Source organism: Streptosporangium sp. H13245 (assembly GCF_055690525.1).
Genome location: NZ_JBSZKT010000003.1, coordinates 45,014 through 61,712, shown reverse-complemented (window position 1 = coordinate 61,712; position 16,699 = coordinate 45,014). Strand labels below are relative to the sequence as shown.

The window sequence follows — 16,699 nt, the reverse complement described above, 5'->3', positions numbered from 1 at the left end:
GCTCAGGACAGCGCTCAGGGCAGCGGCACCTGTACGCCGTCGGTGCTGCCGGTCACGCCGAGGGGCGGGTCGCCGAACAGCCGGATCGCGGCGACCTTCGCGTCCTTGGGGATGTCGTACCAGAGGTCCAGCTCGATCCTGACCTGGGCGCCGAGCGGGAGCTCGTCGGGCTGGCGCTTGATGGCCTGCGCGAACTTGTCGATCGTGTAGGTGGTGCCGTCGGCGGCGACGAGCCTCTGCCGCTTGGCGTCGAAGCGGGCGTTGGTGCGGCCGGGGTTCTCCACGAGGATCCGCACGACCACGTACTGTCCCTTGGCCTGCCACTCGGCGTGGCTGCCGAAGAAGCCGCTCAGGCCCTTCTGCAGGCCGATCACCTGGAAGCGGGTGTCGCCGTCGGTGACCGGCGCGGCCCTGACGGGGCTCTCGCTCGGCCGTACGGGGCGCGGCGGGAGCTCGTAGGTCGGGGTGGGCGTGGCCTGAGGGGAGGCGGGGCTCGCCGGGCCCGCCCCGGAGCAGCCGGACAGGACGGTGACGGCGAGGGCGGCACCGGTGAACAGGACCAGGGGATCACGCACACCCGGCAACGTAACCGAGGTGGATCCTGAAGTTCAACGACTCCCCGGATGACGGTTGACGATCCGGCAAGTGTCGGCGCCCCGATCCGCGTGGGGGGCAGGGTATTGAACAGAAAACTCCGGACGCGGTTGTTGTCCGAATTGTGTCGTACTGGTGATCTGCATGATTATGCAGGTGATGAAGCATGACCTGCACTGAGGTATCCATACAAGAAGCGACATTGACCGTAAGGAGGCCTTCGTGGGCCTGAGTTTTGTTTCCCGTCGTGCGATGGCGGTGGGCGCCATGGTCGTCGCCGGTGCGCTCGGCCTTTCGGCCTGCGGTGGTGGCGAGTCCACCTCCGCCAGCCCGAGCAATGGTGCCTCGGCAAGCGCTCCCGCGGCTGCGGCCGGTCCTCAGCTCGTCACTCCCGGCAAGCTGACCACCTGCACGAACCTTCCGTACGAGCCCTTCCAGTTCAAGGAGGGCGACAAGGTCGTCGGCTTCGACGTCGACATCGTCGACCTGGCCGCCAAGAAGCTCGGCCTGACGCAGGAGATCGTCGACATCGACTTCGCCGTCATCAAGAGCGGTGCGGCGATGGCCACCAACAAGTGTGACGTCGCCGCCGCCGGTATGACGATCACCGAGGAGCGCAAGGCCAACATCGACTTCTCCGAGCCCTACTTCGACGCCACGCAGGCCCTGCTGGCCAAGAAGGGAAGCGGCGTCAAGACCCTCGACGAGGTGAAGGCCAAGGGCCTCAAGCTCGGCGCCCAGGCCTCGACCACGGGCCTCGACTTCGTCAAGGGGAAGGGGCTCGACCCCAAGGAGTTCGCCGACTCTCCCAAGGAGCTGCTTGGCCTGCAGTCCGGCCAGGTCGACGTGATCGTCCAGGACCTCCCGGTCGTCCTGACCTGGCTGAAGAAGCCCGAGATCGCCGACAAGTTCGAGCTGGCCGCCAGCCTCGACACCGGCGAGCAGTACGGCGTCGGCCTGAAGAAGGGCTCCGACCCGATCCTGCTCAAGGCGATCAACGACTCGATCGCCGAGGCCAAGGCCGACGGCACCTACGAGCAGATCTTCGTCAAGTGGTTCGGTAAGAAGCCCGGCGAGCTCGGCTGACCGACGATGACCGACCAGCCAACGACGACAGAGCCCACTCCCGGCGGGGGCGTCCCCGTCAGGAGTGGGCTCAGTCCCCGCAAGAGGCAGCAGATCAGCAGAGGCGTCCAGTACCTCGTACTGGCGGCCGTGGTGGTCTTCCTCGCCCTGCGCATCGAGTGGGTCAAGCTTGGGGAAAACTTCACCAGGCTCGACATCGCAGAGAAGACGCTGCCCGACCTGTTCACGGTCGCGCTGAAGAACACGATCATCTACTCGGTCGGCGGTTTCGTCTTCGCCTTCCTGCTCGGCCTGCTGTTCGCGCTGATGCGGCTGTCGTCGGTGCGGCCCTACCGGTGGATCGCGATCGCCTACATCGAGATCTTCCGTGGCCTGCCCGCCCTGCTGATCTTCCTGCTCATCCTGTTCCTGCCGCTGGCGATCACCGGCTTCGAGGTGCCCGGCGGCACGTACGGCCAGGGCATCCTGGGCCTGACGATCGTCGGCTCGGCCTACATGGCCGAGACGCTCCGCGCCGGGCTCCAGGCGGTGCCCAAGGGGCAGATGGAGGCGGCGCGCTCGCTGGGCATGTCGTACACGCGGGCCATGGTCACCATCGTCATCCCGCAGGCCGTGCGCATCGTCATCCCGCCGACGACCAACCAGTTCGTGTCCCTTCTCAAGGACTCCTCGCTGGTGCTGTTCCTCGGCGTCTCCGGCGACTACGTCGAGCTCACGAAGTTCGGCAACGACATGGCCTCGACCTATGCCAACGCCACGCCCATCCTGGTCGTAGGTGTGACGTATCTACTGGTCACCATCCCGCTGGGCTATCTCGCGTCCCAGCTGGAGAAGCGCCAGGCGAGGGGACGGTGACAGTGAGCCCAGCGAATCCGGAAGCCCAGGCGGCCCCGGGAAACCACGCGGTCGAGATCCGTGACCTGCACAAGTACTTCGGGAAGAACGAGGTCCTCCGGGGCATCGACTTCGCCGTCGACCCCGGCCAGGTGGTCTGCGTCATCGGCCCCTCGGGGTCGGGCAAGTCCACGCTGCTGCGCTGCGTGAACCTGCTGGAGCAGCCCACCTCGGGCAAGGTCGTCGTCAACGGCGTGGAGCTGACCCACCGCGACGTCGACATCGACGCCGCCCGCCGCGGCGTCGGGATGGTCTTCCAGCAGTTCAACCTGTTCCCGCACATGACCGTCCTGCAGAACGTGATGATCTCGCAGCGCCGGGTGCTGAAGCGGGGGAAGGCGGAGTCCGAGCGGATCGCCAGGGAGAACCTGGACAAGGTCGGCATCGGGGAGAAGTGCGACGCCTTCCCGGCCCAGCTCTCCGGCGGGCAGCAGCAGCGCGTGGCCATCGCCAGGGCACTGGCCATGAGCCCGGCGCTGATGCTCTTCGACGAGCCCACCTCCGCGCTCGACCCCGAGCTCGTCGGTGACGTGCTCACGGTCATGCGCAAGCTCGCCGAGGAGGGGATGACCATGCTCGTGGTCACCCACGAGATGGCGTTCGCCCGCGACGTGGCCGACCGGGTGGTGTTCATGGACGGCGGCGTGATCGTGGAGGACGGCACCCCGGAGCAGGTGATCAGCGCTCCGCGGCACGAGCGCACGAAGACCTTCCTGCGCCGCGTGCTCGACCCGACGCACACCGACATCTGACACGCACCGGCGGACGGGTTCCGCCACGTACGGCTTCCTCGTACGGCTTCACAGGCTTCACACGGCCCGCGCCGCCCGGCGCGGGCCGTACGCGCTTCCAGGGCGTGCCTGAAGCCGTACGGGGTCGTGTGGAGTCGTACGAAGCCGCTCGGGATCACGCGGACGGTGTGCCGTGGATCCGGGGGCGTGTGAGCCCGGCGAGCCCGGGGGAGGCCTTTGGCGCCATACGGAGCTTCCCCGACCCCGTACGTTTTCTACTCGGCCCCCCCACGGGCATCGCCGTCACCCACCGTAGCGGACTCCTCGCGCCAGGAAGGCAAAAAGGCGGTCCGAATATGATCGAGGACGAGATGTGATCAGATGATCGGCGGACGTGATCGGGCGCGCTCAGACGTCGCGGAGCATGCACGTCAGGCGCGAGGTGCACACCCGGCGCCCCTGTTCGTCGACGATCTCGATGTCGTAGGTGGCGAGCGTACGGCCGCCGTGGATCCGGGTGGCCACCCCGGTGACCAGCCCGGAGGTCGCCGAGCGGTGGTGGGTGGCGTTGATCTCGATGCCCATGGCGATCCGCCCGGGACCCGCGTGGATGGCCGCGCCCGTCGACCCCAGGGTCTCCGCCAGCACGCACGAGGCGCCGCCGTGCAGCAGGCCGTAGGGTTGGATGTTGCCCTCGACCGGCATCGTGCCGACCACCCGCTCGGGGGTGGCCTCGGTGATCACGATGCCCATCCGCTCCACCAGCGTGTTCCGGTGCGAGGCGCCGAGCGCCTCCTCGATCCGCCGGGCGGCTTCGTCGGGGTCTGTCACGGTCAAGGGGACGTCTCCTGTCGTGCGAGGCCAGGTTTTCTGTCGCACCAGGAGACTAGGCTTTCGTTGTGCCGAAGAGCGAAGCGACCCCCACTCGTCCGTGTCTCCTGCTGCTGGATGGGCATTCACTGGCCTATCGGGCGTTCTATGCCCTGCCGGAGGAGAATTTCTCCACCACCACAGGTCAGACGACCAACGCGGTCTACGGTTTCACCTCGATGCTGGTCAACGTGCTCCGCGACGAGCGGCCGACCCACGTCGCGGTCTGTTTCGACCGCTCGGAGCCGACGTTCCGCCACGAGGAGTACGCCGACTACAAGGCGAACCGGAGCGCGAGCCCCGACAGTTTCCGCAGCCAGATGAGCCTGATCCACGAGGTGCTCGACGCGATGAGCGTGCCGCACCTGTCGCTGGCCGGATACGAGGCCGACGACCTGATCGCCACCCTCGCCACCCGCGCCGCGGCCCAGGACATGAACGTGCTGATCGTCACCGGCGACCGCGACGCGCTGCAGCTCGTCGACGAGCGGATCACCGTGCTGATGACCCGCGTCGGCATCAGCAACATGACCAGGTTCACCCCCGAGGCGGTGCTGGAGAAGTACGAGCTCACCCCGGCGCAGTATCCCGACTTCGCGGCCATCCGCGGCGACTCCAGCGACAACCTGAAGAACATCCCCGGCGTGGGCGAGAAGACCGCGGCCAAGTGGATCCGCGAGTTCGGCTCGCTGGAGGAGCTGGTCAACCGCGTCGACGAGGTCAAGGGCAAGGTCGGCGACAAGCTCCGCGACCACCTCGACCAGGTGCTGATGAACCGGCGCCTGACCCAGCTGATCCGCGACGTGCCGCTGGAGCACGAGGTCACGAGCCTGGAGCTCGGCGCGGCCGACCGCGACGAGGTCAACAAGATCCTCGACACGCTGGAGTTCCGCGGTGAGATCCGCGACCGGCTGTTCAAGACGATCGGCTCGCCCGAGGCCGAGGCGGAGGAGGGCTTCGAGGTCGAGGTCGTCACCCTGGGCCCCGACGAGGTGGCCCCGTGGCTGCGCGCGCTGCCCGAGGGCCGCGCGGGCCTCGCCTTCAAGGGCGCGTACGGCAGCGGCACCGGCCGCGTCGACTGCGTCGCCATCGCACCGGCCGGGGCGGGAGCGGGCGCGGAGGCCGACACGAAGGGCGGGCCCGGCGCGGCGTTCATCGACCCGACCACGCTGACCGAGGCCGACGAGACGGCCCTGCGCGAGTGGCTGGCCGACGCCTCGAAGCCCAAGGCCGTGCACGACGCCAAGGGCCCGATGCTCGCCCTGTGGGCGCAGGGCATGGAGCTGCGCGGCCTCACCTGCGACACCGCGCTCGCCGCCTACCTGGCGACGCCGGGGCAGCGCTCGTTCCCGCTGGAGGACCTCGTACGGGTCTACCTGCGGCGCGAGCTGCGCGGCGAGGCCGACAACGGCGGCCAGGCCAGCCTCTTCGACGCCGAGGACGACGACGGCGCCCACGACCTGGCCCTGCGGGCGCTGGCGGTCGGTGAGCTCGCCGACGCGCTGGAGACGTCCCTGGAGCCGCTGGGCGGCACCCACCTCATGCGCGAGGTGGAGCTGCCGCTCGTCACCGTGCTCGCCGAGCTGGAGCGGGCCGGCATCGCCGCCGACAGGGAGCACCTCAGCGGCCTGGAGGCCGAGTTCGGCGCCGCCGTCAAGCAGGCGGTCGAGGCGGCGCACGCGTCCGTGGACGGCGAGCAGTTCAACCTGGGCTCGCCCAAGCAGCTTCAGGAGATCCTGTTCGTCAGGCTCAACCTGCCCAAGACGAAGAAGACCAAGACGGGTTACACCACCGACGCCTCCGCGCTGGCCTGGCTCGCCGCCCAGACCGAGCACGAGCTGCCGACGATCATGCTGCGCCACCGCGACCAGGCCAAGCTGAAGGTCACGGTCGAGGGCCTGATCAAGGAGATCGCCGACGACGGCCGCATCCACACCACGTTCAACCAGATCGTGGCGGTCACCGGGCGGCTCAGCTCGGAGAAGCCCAACCTGCAGAACATCCCGATCCGCACCGCCGAGGGCCGCCGCATCCGGCAGGGCTTCGTGGTCGGCAAGGGCTTCGAGACCCTGCTGACCGCCGACTACAGCCAGATCGAGCTGCGCGTCATGGCCCACCTGTCCGGCGACGAGGCGCTCATCGCGTCCTTCGAGTCCGGGCACGACTTCCACATGGCCACCGCGGCCCGGGTCTTCGACGTCGAGCCGGAGAAGGTCACCGGGGAGATGCGGGCCAAGATCAAGGCGATGAACTACGGCCTCGCCTACGGCCTGTCCGACTTCGGGCTGTCGGAGCAGCTCAACATCCCGGTCTCCGAGGCGCGGGCGCTCAAGGAGGAGTACTTCGAGGAGTTCGGCGGCGTCCGCGACTTCCTCAACGCGATCGTCGCGCAGGCCAGGAACGACGGCTACACCGAGACCATCCTCGGCCGCCGCCGCTACCTGCCCGACCTCAACAGCGACAACCGCCAGCGCCGCGAGATCGCCGAGCGGATGGCGCTCAACGCGCCCATCCAGGGGTCCGCGGCCGACATCATCAAGGTCGCGATGCTCAACGTGCAGAGCGCGCTGAAGGAGGCGGCCCTCGGCTCCCGGATGCTGCTGCAGGTCCACGACGAGCTCGTGTTCGAGGTGGCCCCCGGCGAGCTGGAGACCCTGCGGGAGCTGGTCACCGACCGCATGAACGCCGCGTACTCCCTGCGCGTCCCGCTGGCCGTCTCGGTGGGCGTCGGCCGCACCTGGGAGGACGCCGGGCACTGACGGCCCCCGGGCCGTCGGCGGCCCCCTCCGGGCGCGCCCGGAGTCTCCGGGACCTGAGTCGGCGCCCCTGCGGGCGCGCCCGCAGGGGTCGCCTCGGCCGGAGACCGGCGGGCCTTCGGGAGCCGGTGACTCCCCGGGGCGCCGACGGCTCCTCCGGGCGCCGAGGGGGACTGTCCAACAGGCTCTCGTACGGATCCGTGAGGATGTCGGCCAGCGGGGCCGTCACGGCTCCCACCTGGGAGGACACCGGGCGCCGACGATCACTCCCGGGCTCGCGGCGACGGTCTCCGAGGGGTCGGGTCCCGCTGGTTGGCCGGGCCTGTCCGAGTCTGTTCTAGGCTGGTGATCCAAGCCGAAAAGCTCGACGGGCACGGGAGTTCTGTGCGGAGTCCAATCCCCCTGACGAAGATCATCATCCTCGCCAATGTGGTGGTCGTCGCGGTGGCGCTGGTGGTGCTCCTCGTCCTCCCGCCAGCCTCCGCGCCGCCCGGCGCGTCCCGGCCGGGCGTGTCGACGGCCAGCACGTCCCCGCCGCCCCCGGTCCCCTCGCCGGTGCCCGACCTGCCCTCGGCCGAGCTGCCGCCGCCGATCACCGCCTCGGTGGAGTTCGCGCGGCAGGTGGGGGCCAACGAGGCCGGAGCGGTCCCGATCCTGATGTACCACCGGATCACCGGCAAGAGGCTGGCGTCGATCGACCGCACCCCCGCCCAGATGCGCAAGGAGCTGGAGAAGCTCGCCAGGGACGGCTACGTGCCGGTCACCGCGCGGGAGTTCGCCACCGGGAGGATGGACATCCCGGCGGGCAAGCACCCGGTCGTGCTGACCTTCGACGACGGCCACCCCAGCCACTTCGCCCTGGAGGCGGACGGCACCCCGGCCAAGGACACCGCGGTCGGCATCATCTACCAGGTCGCCGTGAAGTATCCCGGCTTCCGGCCCGTCGCCACCTTCTGGGTCAACCGCCACCCGTTCGGCCTGCGCGAGGAGAAGGACCAGGAACGGGCCGTGCGCTGGCTGGCCTCGCGGGGCTTCGAGGTGGCCAACCACACCTGGAGCCACCCTAACCTGCCGGGCCTGCCCAAGAAGAAGATCGTCGAGCAGGTCGCCAGGGTCGAGCGGCTGCTGAGGAAGCTCGGCGTTCCCCCCTCGGAGACGCTGGCGCTGCCGTTCGGCGCGATGCCCCGCAAAAGATCTACCGTGCAGTCGGGAAAGTGGCACGGCGTGTCCTATCGATTCAAGGGCGTCTTCCTGGCCGGAGCCGAGCCGTCGGTCTCGCCGTTCGTCAAGGACTACAACTGGCGCGCGATCCAGCGGATCCAGAGCAACGGCAGGAAGGGGGAGTGCCGGAAGTGGTGTTCCGAATACTGGCTCGGGTGGCTGAACAAGCACCCCCGCGAGCGCTACACGGCCGACGGGGATCCCGACCGCATCTCCGTCCCACGCGGGCTTCGCGGTAGTATCAGGGCGGACCGGAGGCAGAAGATCAACGCCTATTAAGCGAGATCGTTATCTTTCCGGCACGCGGGCGCGTAGAGTCATTGGATTGACCATACCCGTCTGGTCTCATATGCTGATCGCTGCGTTGTGGGCTCGCGCGTGTCTCGGACGGAGTGGGCTCGCGCTCGATCACGCCGATGCTAATTCTTCGGCTGACGGTAAGAGGCCTGCCGCGCGTTCGCCACATCGACATCTGTCCGCGTTCGGAGCAACTCCACACATGACGAGCAGCACTGAGGCCACCTCGAGCACCCCGCAGGTAGCGGTCAACGACATCGGCTCCGAGGAAGAGTTCCTCGCAGCGATCGACCTGACCATCAAGTACTTCAACGACGGCGACATCGTCGAGGGCACCGTCGTCAAGGTCGATCGAGACGAAGTTTTGCTCGACATCGGCTACAAGACCGAGGGCGTCATCCCCTCGCGCGAGCTCTCGATCAAGCACGATGTCGACCCGGCGGATGTCGTCGAGGTTGGCGAGCACGTCGAGGCCCTCGTCCTCCAGAAGGAGGACAAGGAAGGCCGCCTGATCCTGTCCAAGAAGCGCGCTCAGTACGAGCGGGCCTGGGGCACGATCGAGAAGATCAAGGACGAGGACGGCATCGTCACCGGCACGGTCATCGAGGTCGTCAAGGGTGGTCTCATCCTCGACATCGGCCTGCGTGGCTTCCTGCCGGCGTCCCTGGTCGAGATGCGGCGCGTCCGCGACCTCCAGCCGTACGTGGGCCGTGAGCTCGAAGCGAAGATCATCGAGCTCGACAAGAACCGCAACAACGTGGTTCTGTCCCGTCGCGCCTGGCTTGAGCAGACCCAGTCCGAGGTTCGCCAGACGTTCCTCAACACCCTGCAGAAGGGTCAGGTCCGCAAGGGCGTCGTCTCCTCGATCGTCAACTTCGGTGCGTTCGTCGACCTCGGCGGCGTCGACGGTCTGGTCCACGTCTCCGAGCTCTCCTGGAAGCACATCGACCACCCCTCCGAGGTTGTCGAGGTCGGCCAGGAGGTCACCGTCGAGGTGCTCGACGTCGACATGGAGCGCGAGCGCGTCTCCCTGTCGCTCAAGGCGACGCAGGAAGACCCCTGGCAGCAGTTCGCCCGCACCCACCAGATCGGTCAGGTCGTTCCGGGCCGCGTCACCAAGCTGGTGCCGTTCGGTGCGTTCGTCCGGGTCGAGGAGGGCATCGAGGGCCTGGTCCACATCTCCGAGCTGGCCGAGCGCCACGTCGAGATCCCCGAGCAGGTCGTTCAGGTCGGCGACGAGATCTTCGTGAAGATCATCGACATCGACCTCGAGCGCCGCCGGATCTCGCTGTCGCTCAAGCAGGCGAACGAGGGTGCGATCGGCGCCGACGTCGAGTTCGACCCCACGCTGTACGGCATGGCGGCGACCTACGACGACTCGGGCAACTACATCTACCCCGAGGGCTTCGACTCCGAGACCGGCGAGTGGCTCGACGGCTTCGACAAGCAGCGCGAGGAGTGGGAGCGGCAGTACGCCGAGGCTCAGACCCGCTTCGAGGCTCACAAGAAGCAGGTCGAGGAGGCCCGCAAGGCCGAGGCCGAGGCGGGCGAGGCGGCCCCCACGTCCTACTCCGGCGAGACCCCGGCCACGGGTTCCACCGGCGCCTCCAGCAGCAGCAGTGGCTCCTCCGCTCCGGCGGCGGGCGCCCTGGCCTCCGACGAGGCTCTCGCGGCTCTGCGCGAGAAGCTCGCGGGCGGCCAGAACTGACGGTGCCGAGACGGTGCTGACAACGCGGTAGAAGATCGACGGAAGGGCCCCGCTCGGGCGGGGCCCTTTCCGTGTTCCCGGGGTTCCCAGGGCTCCCGGGGGCTTGGCGGCGGTTTTTCGTGTTTTCGTGTGTCCCGTGAGTTCATGGGACCCGCGGGCCCGCTGAGACGGCGTGACGGCGTCCGGCGGTGGTGGCCCGCTTCCCCCGGCCTTCCTCCCGGCCGCTAGGGTGACGCCGTGACCGTGATCGAGTGGGCGGAGCCCGAGGACGCGGGCGAGATCCTGACCGTGCAGCGCGCCGCCTACGTGGGCGAGGCCCAGCTCTACGGCGACCCGTTCATCGCGCCGCTCGTGGAGTCGATCGCCCAGGTCCGCAAGGCCGTAGAGACGGCCACCGTGCTCGTCGCCAGGGACGGGTCGAGGATCGTGGGGTCGGTCCGCGGCCGGATGTCCGGCACGACCTGCCTGGTGGGCCGCCTGGTCGTCGCCCCCGACCGTCAGGGCGCGGGCATCGGCGGAGCCCTGCTGGCGGCCCTGCACGACGAGGCCGCCACGGCACTCGCCTTCGACCTGTTCACCGGCCACCTGTCGGAGGGCAACCTCCGCCTCTACCGCCGCCACGGCTACCGCGAGACGCGCAGGGAGCGGATGACCGACCACCTGACCCTGGTACACATGCGCAGGGAGCTGTGAGGGTCTTACGTACGTCGTAGGCCAGAAGGGCGGCAGGCGTGCTCTCCGGCGCCGCGAGGGGGCACCGCTGGGATCGTCAGCCGGTGAGCACTGTGAGGTGCGGGTCCGGCCCCCGGCCAGGGGAAGATCGCTCTCGTACGGCGGGACGAACGGCGGGCCGTGACATGGCGACGGCGATCCGAGGTGAAGACCCCGTCGCCGACCGCACCGGATCGCGGCCCGTACGGCGTATGCTGCGGATCATGTTGAAGGTGGGGCTTACCGGCGGCATCGGGTCGGGCAAGAGCGAGGTCTCCCGGCGGCTGGGCGCCCGTGGCGCCATGGTCATCGACGCCGACAAGATCGCCAGAGAGGTCGTCGAGCCGGGAACCCCCGGGCTGGCGCGCGTGACCGGGGTCTTCGGCACGGACGTCCTGCGCGAGGACGGCTCGCTCAACCGGGAGAAGCTCGGCTCGATCGTCTTCGCCGACTCCGAGAAGCTCGCCTCCCTCAACGCCATCGTCCATCCGCTCGTCGGCGCGAGGGTCGCCGAGCTGCAGGAGCAGGCGGCTCCCCGCAGCATCGTGATCTACGACGTGCCGCTGCTGGCGGAGAACAAGCTCGGTCCCATGTACGAGGTGGTGATCGTCGTCGACGCCGCCGACGAGGTGCGCGTCGCCCGGCTGGTCGAGCTGCGCGGCATGAGCGAGCAGGACGCCAGGGCCAGGCTCGCGGCCCAGGCGACCCGCGAGGAGCGGCTGGAGATCGCCGACATCGTCATCCCGAACGAGGGGACCCTGGAGGAGCTGGAAGCCCGGATGGACGGCGTCTGGGCCGACCTCACAGCCCGCCGCGCCACCGTCTGAGCGGGAGAGTCGTACGGGCGGCTCAGCCTCGTCCGGGCGGACCCCGGCGCTCGTCTGGGCGGGGCGGTCGTGTGGAGGATCCCTTTCGACGTCCGAGCGGGGCCACCTTGGCGGGCCTCGCTCGGTGCCCGCCTGAGCGGGGAGTCGTCCGGACAGACCCCTGTGCTCGTCTGAGCGGGGAGTCATCCGGGTGGACCCCGGTGCTCGTCTGGGCGGGGTGGTCGTGTGGGGATCCCTTTCGACGTGCGAGCGGGGGTCACCTTGGCGGGCCTCGGTGCCCGCCCGGGCGGGGCGGCGTCCGGGGATCTCGATGACCCGCGCCGACGCCCGGATGAGACAACCCCGCCCCGACGCCCAGGTGCGATGACTCTGGGGCGACGCCTGGGTGTGATAACCCTGCCCTGGCCCTGTTCACGCAGGTGAGGCGTGCGACCATGTCCGATGTGCTGCGGCGATTGAGCGTTCTGGACCGGATCCGCTTCGGGCTCCTCGGCCTCGGTCTCCTGTTCGTCGCGACCGGCCTGCTCCCCGTACGGGAGGCCTGGAGCGAGATGGAGCGCATCGCGCCCATCCTGCTGTTCCTCGGCGCGGTGATCATCCTCGCGGACCTCGTCAAGGAGGCCCGGCTCTTCGACGTGATCGCGATCCGGCTGGCGGCGGTGGGGCGGGGAAACCACGTCGCGCTCTTCCTGCTGTGCACGGCCTTCGCCTCGGTGGTCACCATCTTCCTGAACCTGGACACCACGGTGGTGCTGCTGACGCCCGTCATGCTCGCCCTCGCGGCCAGGACCGGGATCGCCGCGCTGCCGCTGGCCATGACGACCCTCTGGCTGGCCAACACCGCAGCCCTGCTCCTGCCGGTGTCGAACCTGACGAACCTGCTGGCCATGGAACGGCTCGGCATGTCCGCCCGCGAGTTCGCCGGGCGGCTCTGGTTCCCCCAGCTCGTCTCCATCGCGGTCACCATGATCTTCCTGTGGGTGTTCTTCTGGCGCCGTGGCCGACGCGGTGCCGTCCGCTACGACCCGCCGACCCCGGGGCCGGTCGCCGACCCGGTGCTGTTCAGGATCGCGGCCTCGGCGTGCGTCCTGTTCGTCGCCGCGATCCTGCTGGAGCTGCCGATCCAGTTCGCCGCCCTGGCCGGGGCCGCCCTGATGATCGCCGCCTTCGCCTGGCGCGACCGTTCGAAGCTCACCTTCGCGCTGTTCCCCTGGCAGCTGCTCGTCTTCGTCGTCGGCCTGTTCCTGGTGGTGCCCACCCTGAGCCGGTACGGCCTGGCCTCGGTGATGGGCTCCCTCGTCGGGACCTCCGGGGGCCCGGGAGGCGACGGGGCCTATCGGGTGGCGGCCGTCGGCGCGGTGCTGTCCAACCTGATCAACAATCTGCCCGCCTACACCGTGGTAGAGCAGGCCATCCCTCCGGGAGACCGGGACCTGCTGCTCGCCCTGCTCGTCGGCACCAACGCGGGTTCGGTGATCACTCCGTGGGCCTCCCTCGCCACCCTGCTGTGGTTCGAGTGGTGCCGCCGCAGGGGGGTGCGGGTGCCGATGCTCACGTTCGTCCTGACGGGGACGGCGCTGGTCGTGGTGGGGGTCACCGCCACGGTGACGGCGCTGCTGCTCACGGCCTGAGCAGTGGCCGCGACCTTGTGTCACGCGGGATGAGCGCCTGCGATGCCGCGGTTGTGCTTTCGTTCGCCGTAGCGCGGACGCCGTCAGGCCGGACGGGCCTCGCGCATGCGCTTAGCGATCTCCTCTGCCTGAGGGACGCCCATGGGTGCCCAAATACCGAACGCCGTCCTCCAGTGCTCCACGGCCTCATCTGCCCGCCCCAGGGCTCGTAGCGCGTTACCCAACCCCTCGTGGGCGAATCCCCGCTCGTAGACGTCGTCCGCTTCGTCGGCGCGGCGGACGGCATCCTGGTAGTGCTCAAGGGAGGTCTGGGCGTCCCCGCTCGCAAGGCAGGTGTTCGCGAGACTGCTGAGCATCTCGCCCTCAAGCGGCCTGCTCCGCAGAGCCCTCGCGAGGGCAAGCGCTTGCTCATGGTAGTCGAAGGCTTCGCGGTAGCGTTCCTCCTGCCGCAGAACCACGGCGATGCCGTTGAGAGCGTCGACTTCGATTCGTTGATTGCCCTGGTCGCGCCCCAGCAGCAATGCCTGTTCGAAATAGTCCAGAGCGGCTACCGTTTTTTTCAATTTCCCGTGGACGATGCCCAATTGCACGAGGCTGTAAGCCTCGTTGTACTCCCTGCCGACTTCACGCCAATGACGCAGACACCTCGACAAAACTTCCGCCGCCTCGTCGAGCCTGCCCAGGCAGGAATAACTGAGCGCCAAGCTGTCCATCACGGCGATCTCGTTGACTCGGTTCCCGATCTCGCGGGTGAGAGCCAGACATTGCTCGCCGACCTCGATCGCCTTGACGGGGTGCCCGGCCAGGTATGAGGCGTAGCTCACGTGCCTCAGCGCGTTCGCCTCCCCCGTACGGTCTCCGGACGCGCGCCGGATCTCCAACGCCTTCTGCTGGTGGTCGAGATGCTCGGCGTATCGCCCGGTGAACATCTTGGCGTAGCCGAGGTCGCTCAGGATCTCGGCCTCACCGGCGCGGTCAGCGATCAGACGGGCGGAGGACAACGCGATCTCGCCTGTCGTGAAGAGATCGTCAAGGTGGTTCCTCGCGTAGAAGAACCACGACAACCTGCTGAAGATCCGGCAGACGTGCATATGCCGGCTTCGTCGCGCCGCATGGACGATCACAGCCACGAGGGTGTGGTGCTCCCGTTCCAGCCAGGCCATCGCCTCTTCGAAGCCCGGAAAATCCGGTGTCCCGTCGACCGGGACGATCGCCGGGGAGGTGACTTCCTCGGGCGACAGATGTTCCATGGCCTTCACGACCGAGTTCCGGTACCAGTCGAGCGTTCTCGTCAGAGCGGTGTCACGGTCGTCGTCGGTCTCGTCGTCAGCGCACCGCTCTTCCGCGTAGACGCGCACGAGGTCGTGCATCGACAGCCTCTGCTCGTCGTTCTTCTGCAGTAGGTGCGCGTTGACCAGCGTCCCGACCGCGGCGGCGGCGTTCGCGACGGACATACCGGTCAGAGCGGCTGCGGCGTCCAGTCCGATGGACGGTCCGGGGTGCAGGCCGAGCATCCGGAACATTCGCCGAGCCGGTGTCGTGAGACTCCGGTAGGACACCTCCAGTGCGGCACGGACGCCGATCCCCGGATCTTCGTCGAGATCCAGGACGGTCAGTCGGTTCTCCTGTCTGAGCTTGGCGACGAACTCCCCGACCTCGGCAGAGGAAGCCCCCGTGAGCTGTGCTGCCGCCAGCCGTAGTGCCAGTGGCAGATATCCGCAGAGCTGGGCCAGTTCGGCGACGGCGCCGACCTCGTGAGCCGCACCGTTCCCGCCCAGGAGGCTGCTGAGGAGATCGATCGCCTCACCGGCCGACAGCACGTCGAGCGAAATGCTGTGCACGTCATGAGTGACGAACAGACTTCGCAGAGCGTCACGACTGGTGATGATGACCCTGGAGGGGGAGGAGCCGGGCAGCAGGGGGCGGACCTGGTCTGGTGTGGCGGCGTTGTCCAAGACGACGAGCATTCGCCTTTCGGCCAGCAGCGATCTATAGAGTGTCGCTCGTTCGTCGACGTCGTGCGGGATCTCGTCGTCCACCACGCCGAGCCCGCGGAGAAGCTGATTGAGTGCCTGGGCCCCTGTCGTGGCCCGTATTCCTGAATAGCCGTGCAGGTTGATGTAGAGCTGCCCGTCCGGAAACCGGGCGGATGTCCTGTGTCCCCAATGTGTCGCCAGAGCGGTTTTGCCGACTCCGGCAGTGCCTGCGATGGCGGAGATCACCACGGTTGTCGCGCCCTCCTTCTCGGAGAGAAGCGCGTTCAGCTGACGCAGTGTCTCCAAGCGGCCGGTGAAGCGTGCGATGTCGGCGGGCAACTGCCGAGGTACGTGCGAGGCACGGCCGACTGGAGGGGGTGTCGCCATGACGTCGTCGGCGACGTCCCCTCCGGACAAGATCGCCTGGTGGATGCCGGCGAGTTCCTCGCCGGGTTCCAGGCCGAGTTCGTCGCGGAAGTGCCGGCGGCCGATCCTGAACTCCTCGAGCGCCTCCGCCGTACGCCCGGCACGGTGGAGGGCGGACATCAACTGGCCGCGCAGTTTCTCGTTCAGCGGATGCTCGGCCACCAGCAGGCGCAGTTCGCCGACCAGCTCGGCGTGCCGTCCCAGGGCGAGATCGGCGTCGATGCGATCGATGAGCGCGGCGAGACGTAGCTCCTCCAGAACCGCCCCCTCGGTCGCCTGCAGCTCGAAGCTGGTACCGCCGAGTGCGGGGCCGCGCCACAGTGACAGTGCCCGGTGGAATCCCTCCGAGGCGTGGGCGACGTCCCCCTTGGCCAGGGCGGAGCGGGCGAGCGCCGTCTCGGTGACGAAGACGTCAAGGTCGCAGGCGCCCGCCGGTAGTCGTAGCGAGTAACCGGTGGGCGTGCTCACCACGGAGTTGCCGTCGGTGAGCAGGCGTCGTACCGACCACAGGTGGTTGTGCAACAACCGTCGTCCGCTGGCCGGGATCTTCGTCCCCCACAGAGCCGTCAAGAGCCGGTCGTGGGAAACCACCCGGTCCGCCTGCAAGACCAGAAGGGCCAGCAAGGTTCGTTGTTTCGGCCCGACGATCGCGATCGAACGACCGTCACGCCAGATGTCGACCGGACCGAGAACGCGAATCTCCATTCCAACCCCCGATGCACGGTAGACGCCAAGAAGCGCTGTTCGTCGAACAGCCCATGGATGTTTGTCGCCGCATGCCCACTCAACTGCGATTTCCTGCTGAAAACAGATGGCGGCGAATCAAATAACAAGATCATGACATTCTATATGACAAGATCAACAGCGCCAACCGTGATGCTTGTGACGATCATCTCCGGCCGGTCGCTTTTGTCTTCGAATCCTGGCCGGCTCCCCACAAGCACTGGAGGTAATCGGTGGGGTCTCCCTTA

The 16,699-nt window shown here is 68.3% G+C and carries 12 protein-coding genes; 9 read left to right on the top strand and 3 right to left on the bottom strand.

Annotated elements, in window-relative coordinates:
• Window positions 1-14: 14 nt before the first annotated feature.
• Window positions 15-575, bottom strand: a complete 561-nt coding sequence (locus ACW9TB_RS07300) for a DUF4352 domain-containing protein (RefSeq protein ID WP_472747163.1) — start codon at window positions 573-575, stop codon at window positions 15-17.
• Window positions 576-816: 241 nt separating this feature from the next.
• Between ACW9TB_RS07300 and ACW9TB_RS07295 the strand changes: the two genes are divergently transcribed.
• Genes ACW9TB_RS07295 through ACW9TB_RS07285 form a run of 3 tightly spaced genes read left to right on the top strand, consistent with a single transcriptional unit; the run spans window position 817 to window position 3,326 of the window.
• Window positions 817-1,680, top strand: a complete 864-nt coding sequence (locus ACW9TB_RS07295) for an ABC transporter substrate-binding protein (protein ID WP_472747162.1) — start codon at window positions 817-819, stop codon at window positions 1,678-1,680.
• 6 nt (window positions 1,681-1,686) lie between these two features.
• Window positions 1,687-2,535, top strand: a complete 849-nt coding sequence (locus ACW9TB_RS07290; protein ID WP_472747161.1) for an amino acid ABC transporter permease — start codon at window positions 1,687-1,689, stop codon at window positions 2,533-2,535.
• Between the two features lie 2 nt (window positions 2,536-2,537).
• A complete protein-coding gene (locus ACW9TB_RS07285) occupies window positions 2,538-3,326 on the top strand; it encodes an amino acid ABC transporter ATP-binding protein (protein ID WP_472747160.1) in 789 nt (262 codons plus the stop codon).
• A 387-nt stretch (window positions 3,327-3,713) separates the two neighbouring features.
• Here ACW9TB_RS07285 and ACW9TB_RS07280 read toward each other — a convergent pair whose 3' ends face one another.
• Window positions 3,714-4,058, bottom strand: a complete 345-nt coding sequence (locus ACW9TB_RS07280) for a PaaI family thioesterase (protein WP_472747575.1) — start codon at window positions 4,056-4,058, stop codon at window positions 3,714-3,716.
• Window positions 4,059-4,204: 146 nt separating this feature from the next.
• Between ACW9TB_RS07280 and polA the strand changes: the two genes are divergently transcribed.
• The 6 genes from polA to ACW9TB_RS07250 all read left to right on the top strand — a co-directional run bounded on the left by polA (window position 4,205) and on the right by ACW9TB_RS07250 (window position 13,326).
• Window positions 4,205-6,934, top strand: coding sequence for a DNA polymerase I (gene polA, locus ACW9TB_RS07275; protein WP_472747159.1), 2,730 nt, complete (start codon window positions 4,205-4,207; stop codon window positions 6,932-6,934).
• Between the two features lie 381 nt (window positions 6,935-7,315).
• A complete protein-coding gene (locus tag ACW9TB_RS07270) occupies window positions 7,316-8,431 on the top strand; it encodes a polysaccharide deacetylase family protein (RefSeq protein WP_472747158.1) in 1,116 nt (371 codons plus the stop codon).
• A 220-nt stretch (window positions 8,432-8,651) separates the two neighbouring features.
• Window positions 8,652-10,157: a 30S ribosomal protein S1 gene (gene rpsA / locus ACW9TB_RS07265; RefSeq protein WP_472747157.1), complete on the top strand. Its 1,506-nt coding sequence runs from the start codon at window positions 8,652-8,654 to the stop codon at window positions 10,155-10,157.
• Between the two features lie 237 nt (window positions 10,158-10,394).
• Window positions 10,395-10,850: a GNAT family N-acetyltransferase gene (locus ACW9TB_RS07260; protein ID WP_472747156.1), complete on the top strand. Its 456-nt coding sequence runs from the start codon at window positions 10,395-10,397 to the stop codon at window positions 10,848-10,850.
• A 242-nt stretch (window positions 10,851-11,092) separates the two neighbouring features.
• Entirely contained in the window at window positions 11,093-11,695 is a 603-nt protein-coding gene (coaE, locus tag ACW9TB_RS07255) for a dephospho-CoA kinase (RefSeq protein ID WP_472747155.1), read from the top strand.
• A 455-nt stretch (window positions 11,696-12,150) separates the two neighbouring features.
• Entirely contained in the window at window positions 12,151-13,326 is a 1,176-nt protein-coding gene (locus ACW9TB_RS07250; protein ID WP_472747154.1) for an SLC13 family permease, read from the top strand.
• 83 nt (window positions 13,327-13,409) lie between these two features.
• Here the strand turns inward: ACW9TB_RS07250 and ACW9TB_RS07245 are convergent, their stop codons facing one another.
• Window positions 13,410-16,433 carry an AfsR/SARP family transcriptional regulator gene (locus ACW9TB_RS07245; RefSeq protein WP_472747153.1) on the bottom strand — a complete coding sequence of 1,008 codons (3,024 nt, stop codon included), beginning with the start codon at window positions 16,431-16,433 and terminating at the stop codon, window positions 13,410-13,412.
• Window positions 16,434-16,699 lie beyond the last annotated feature (266 nt).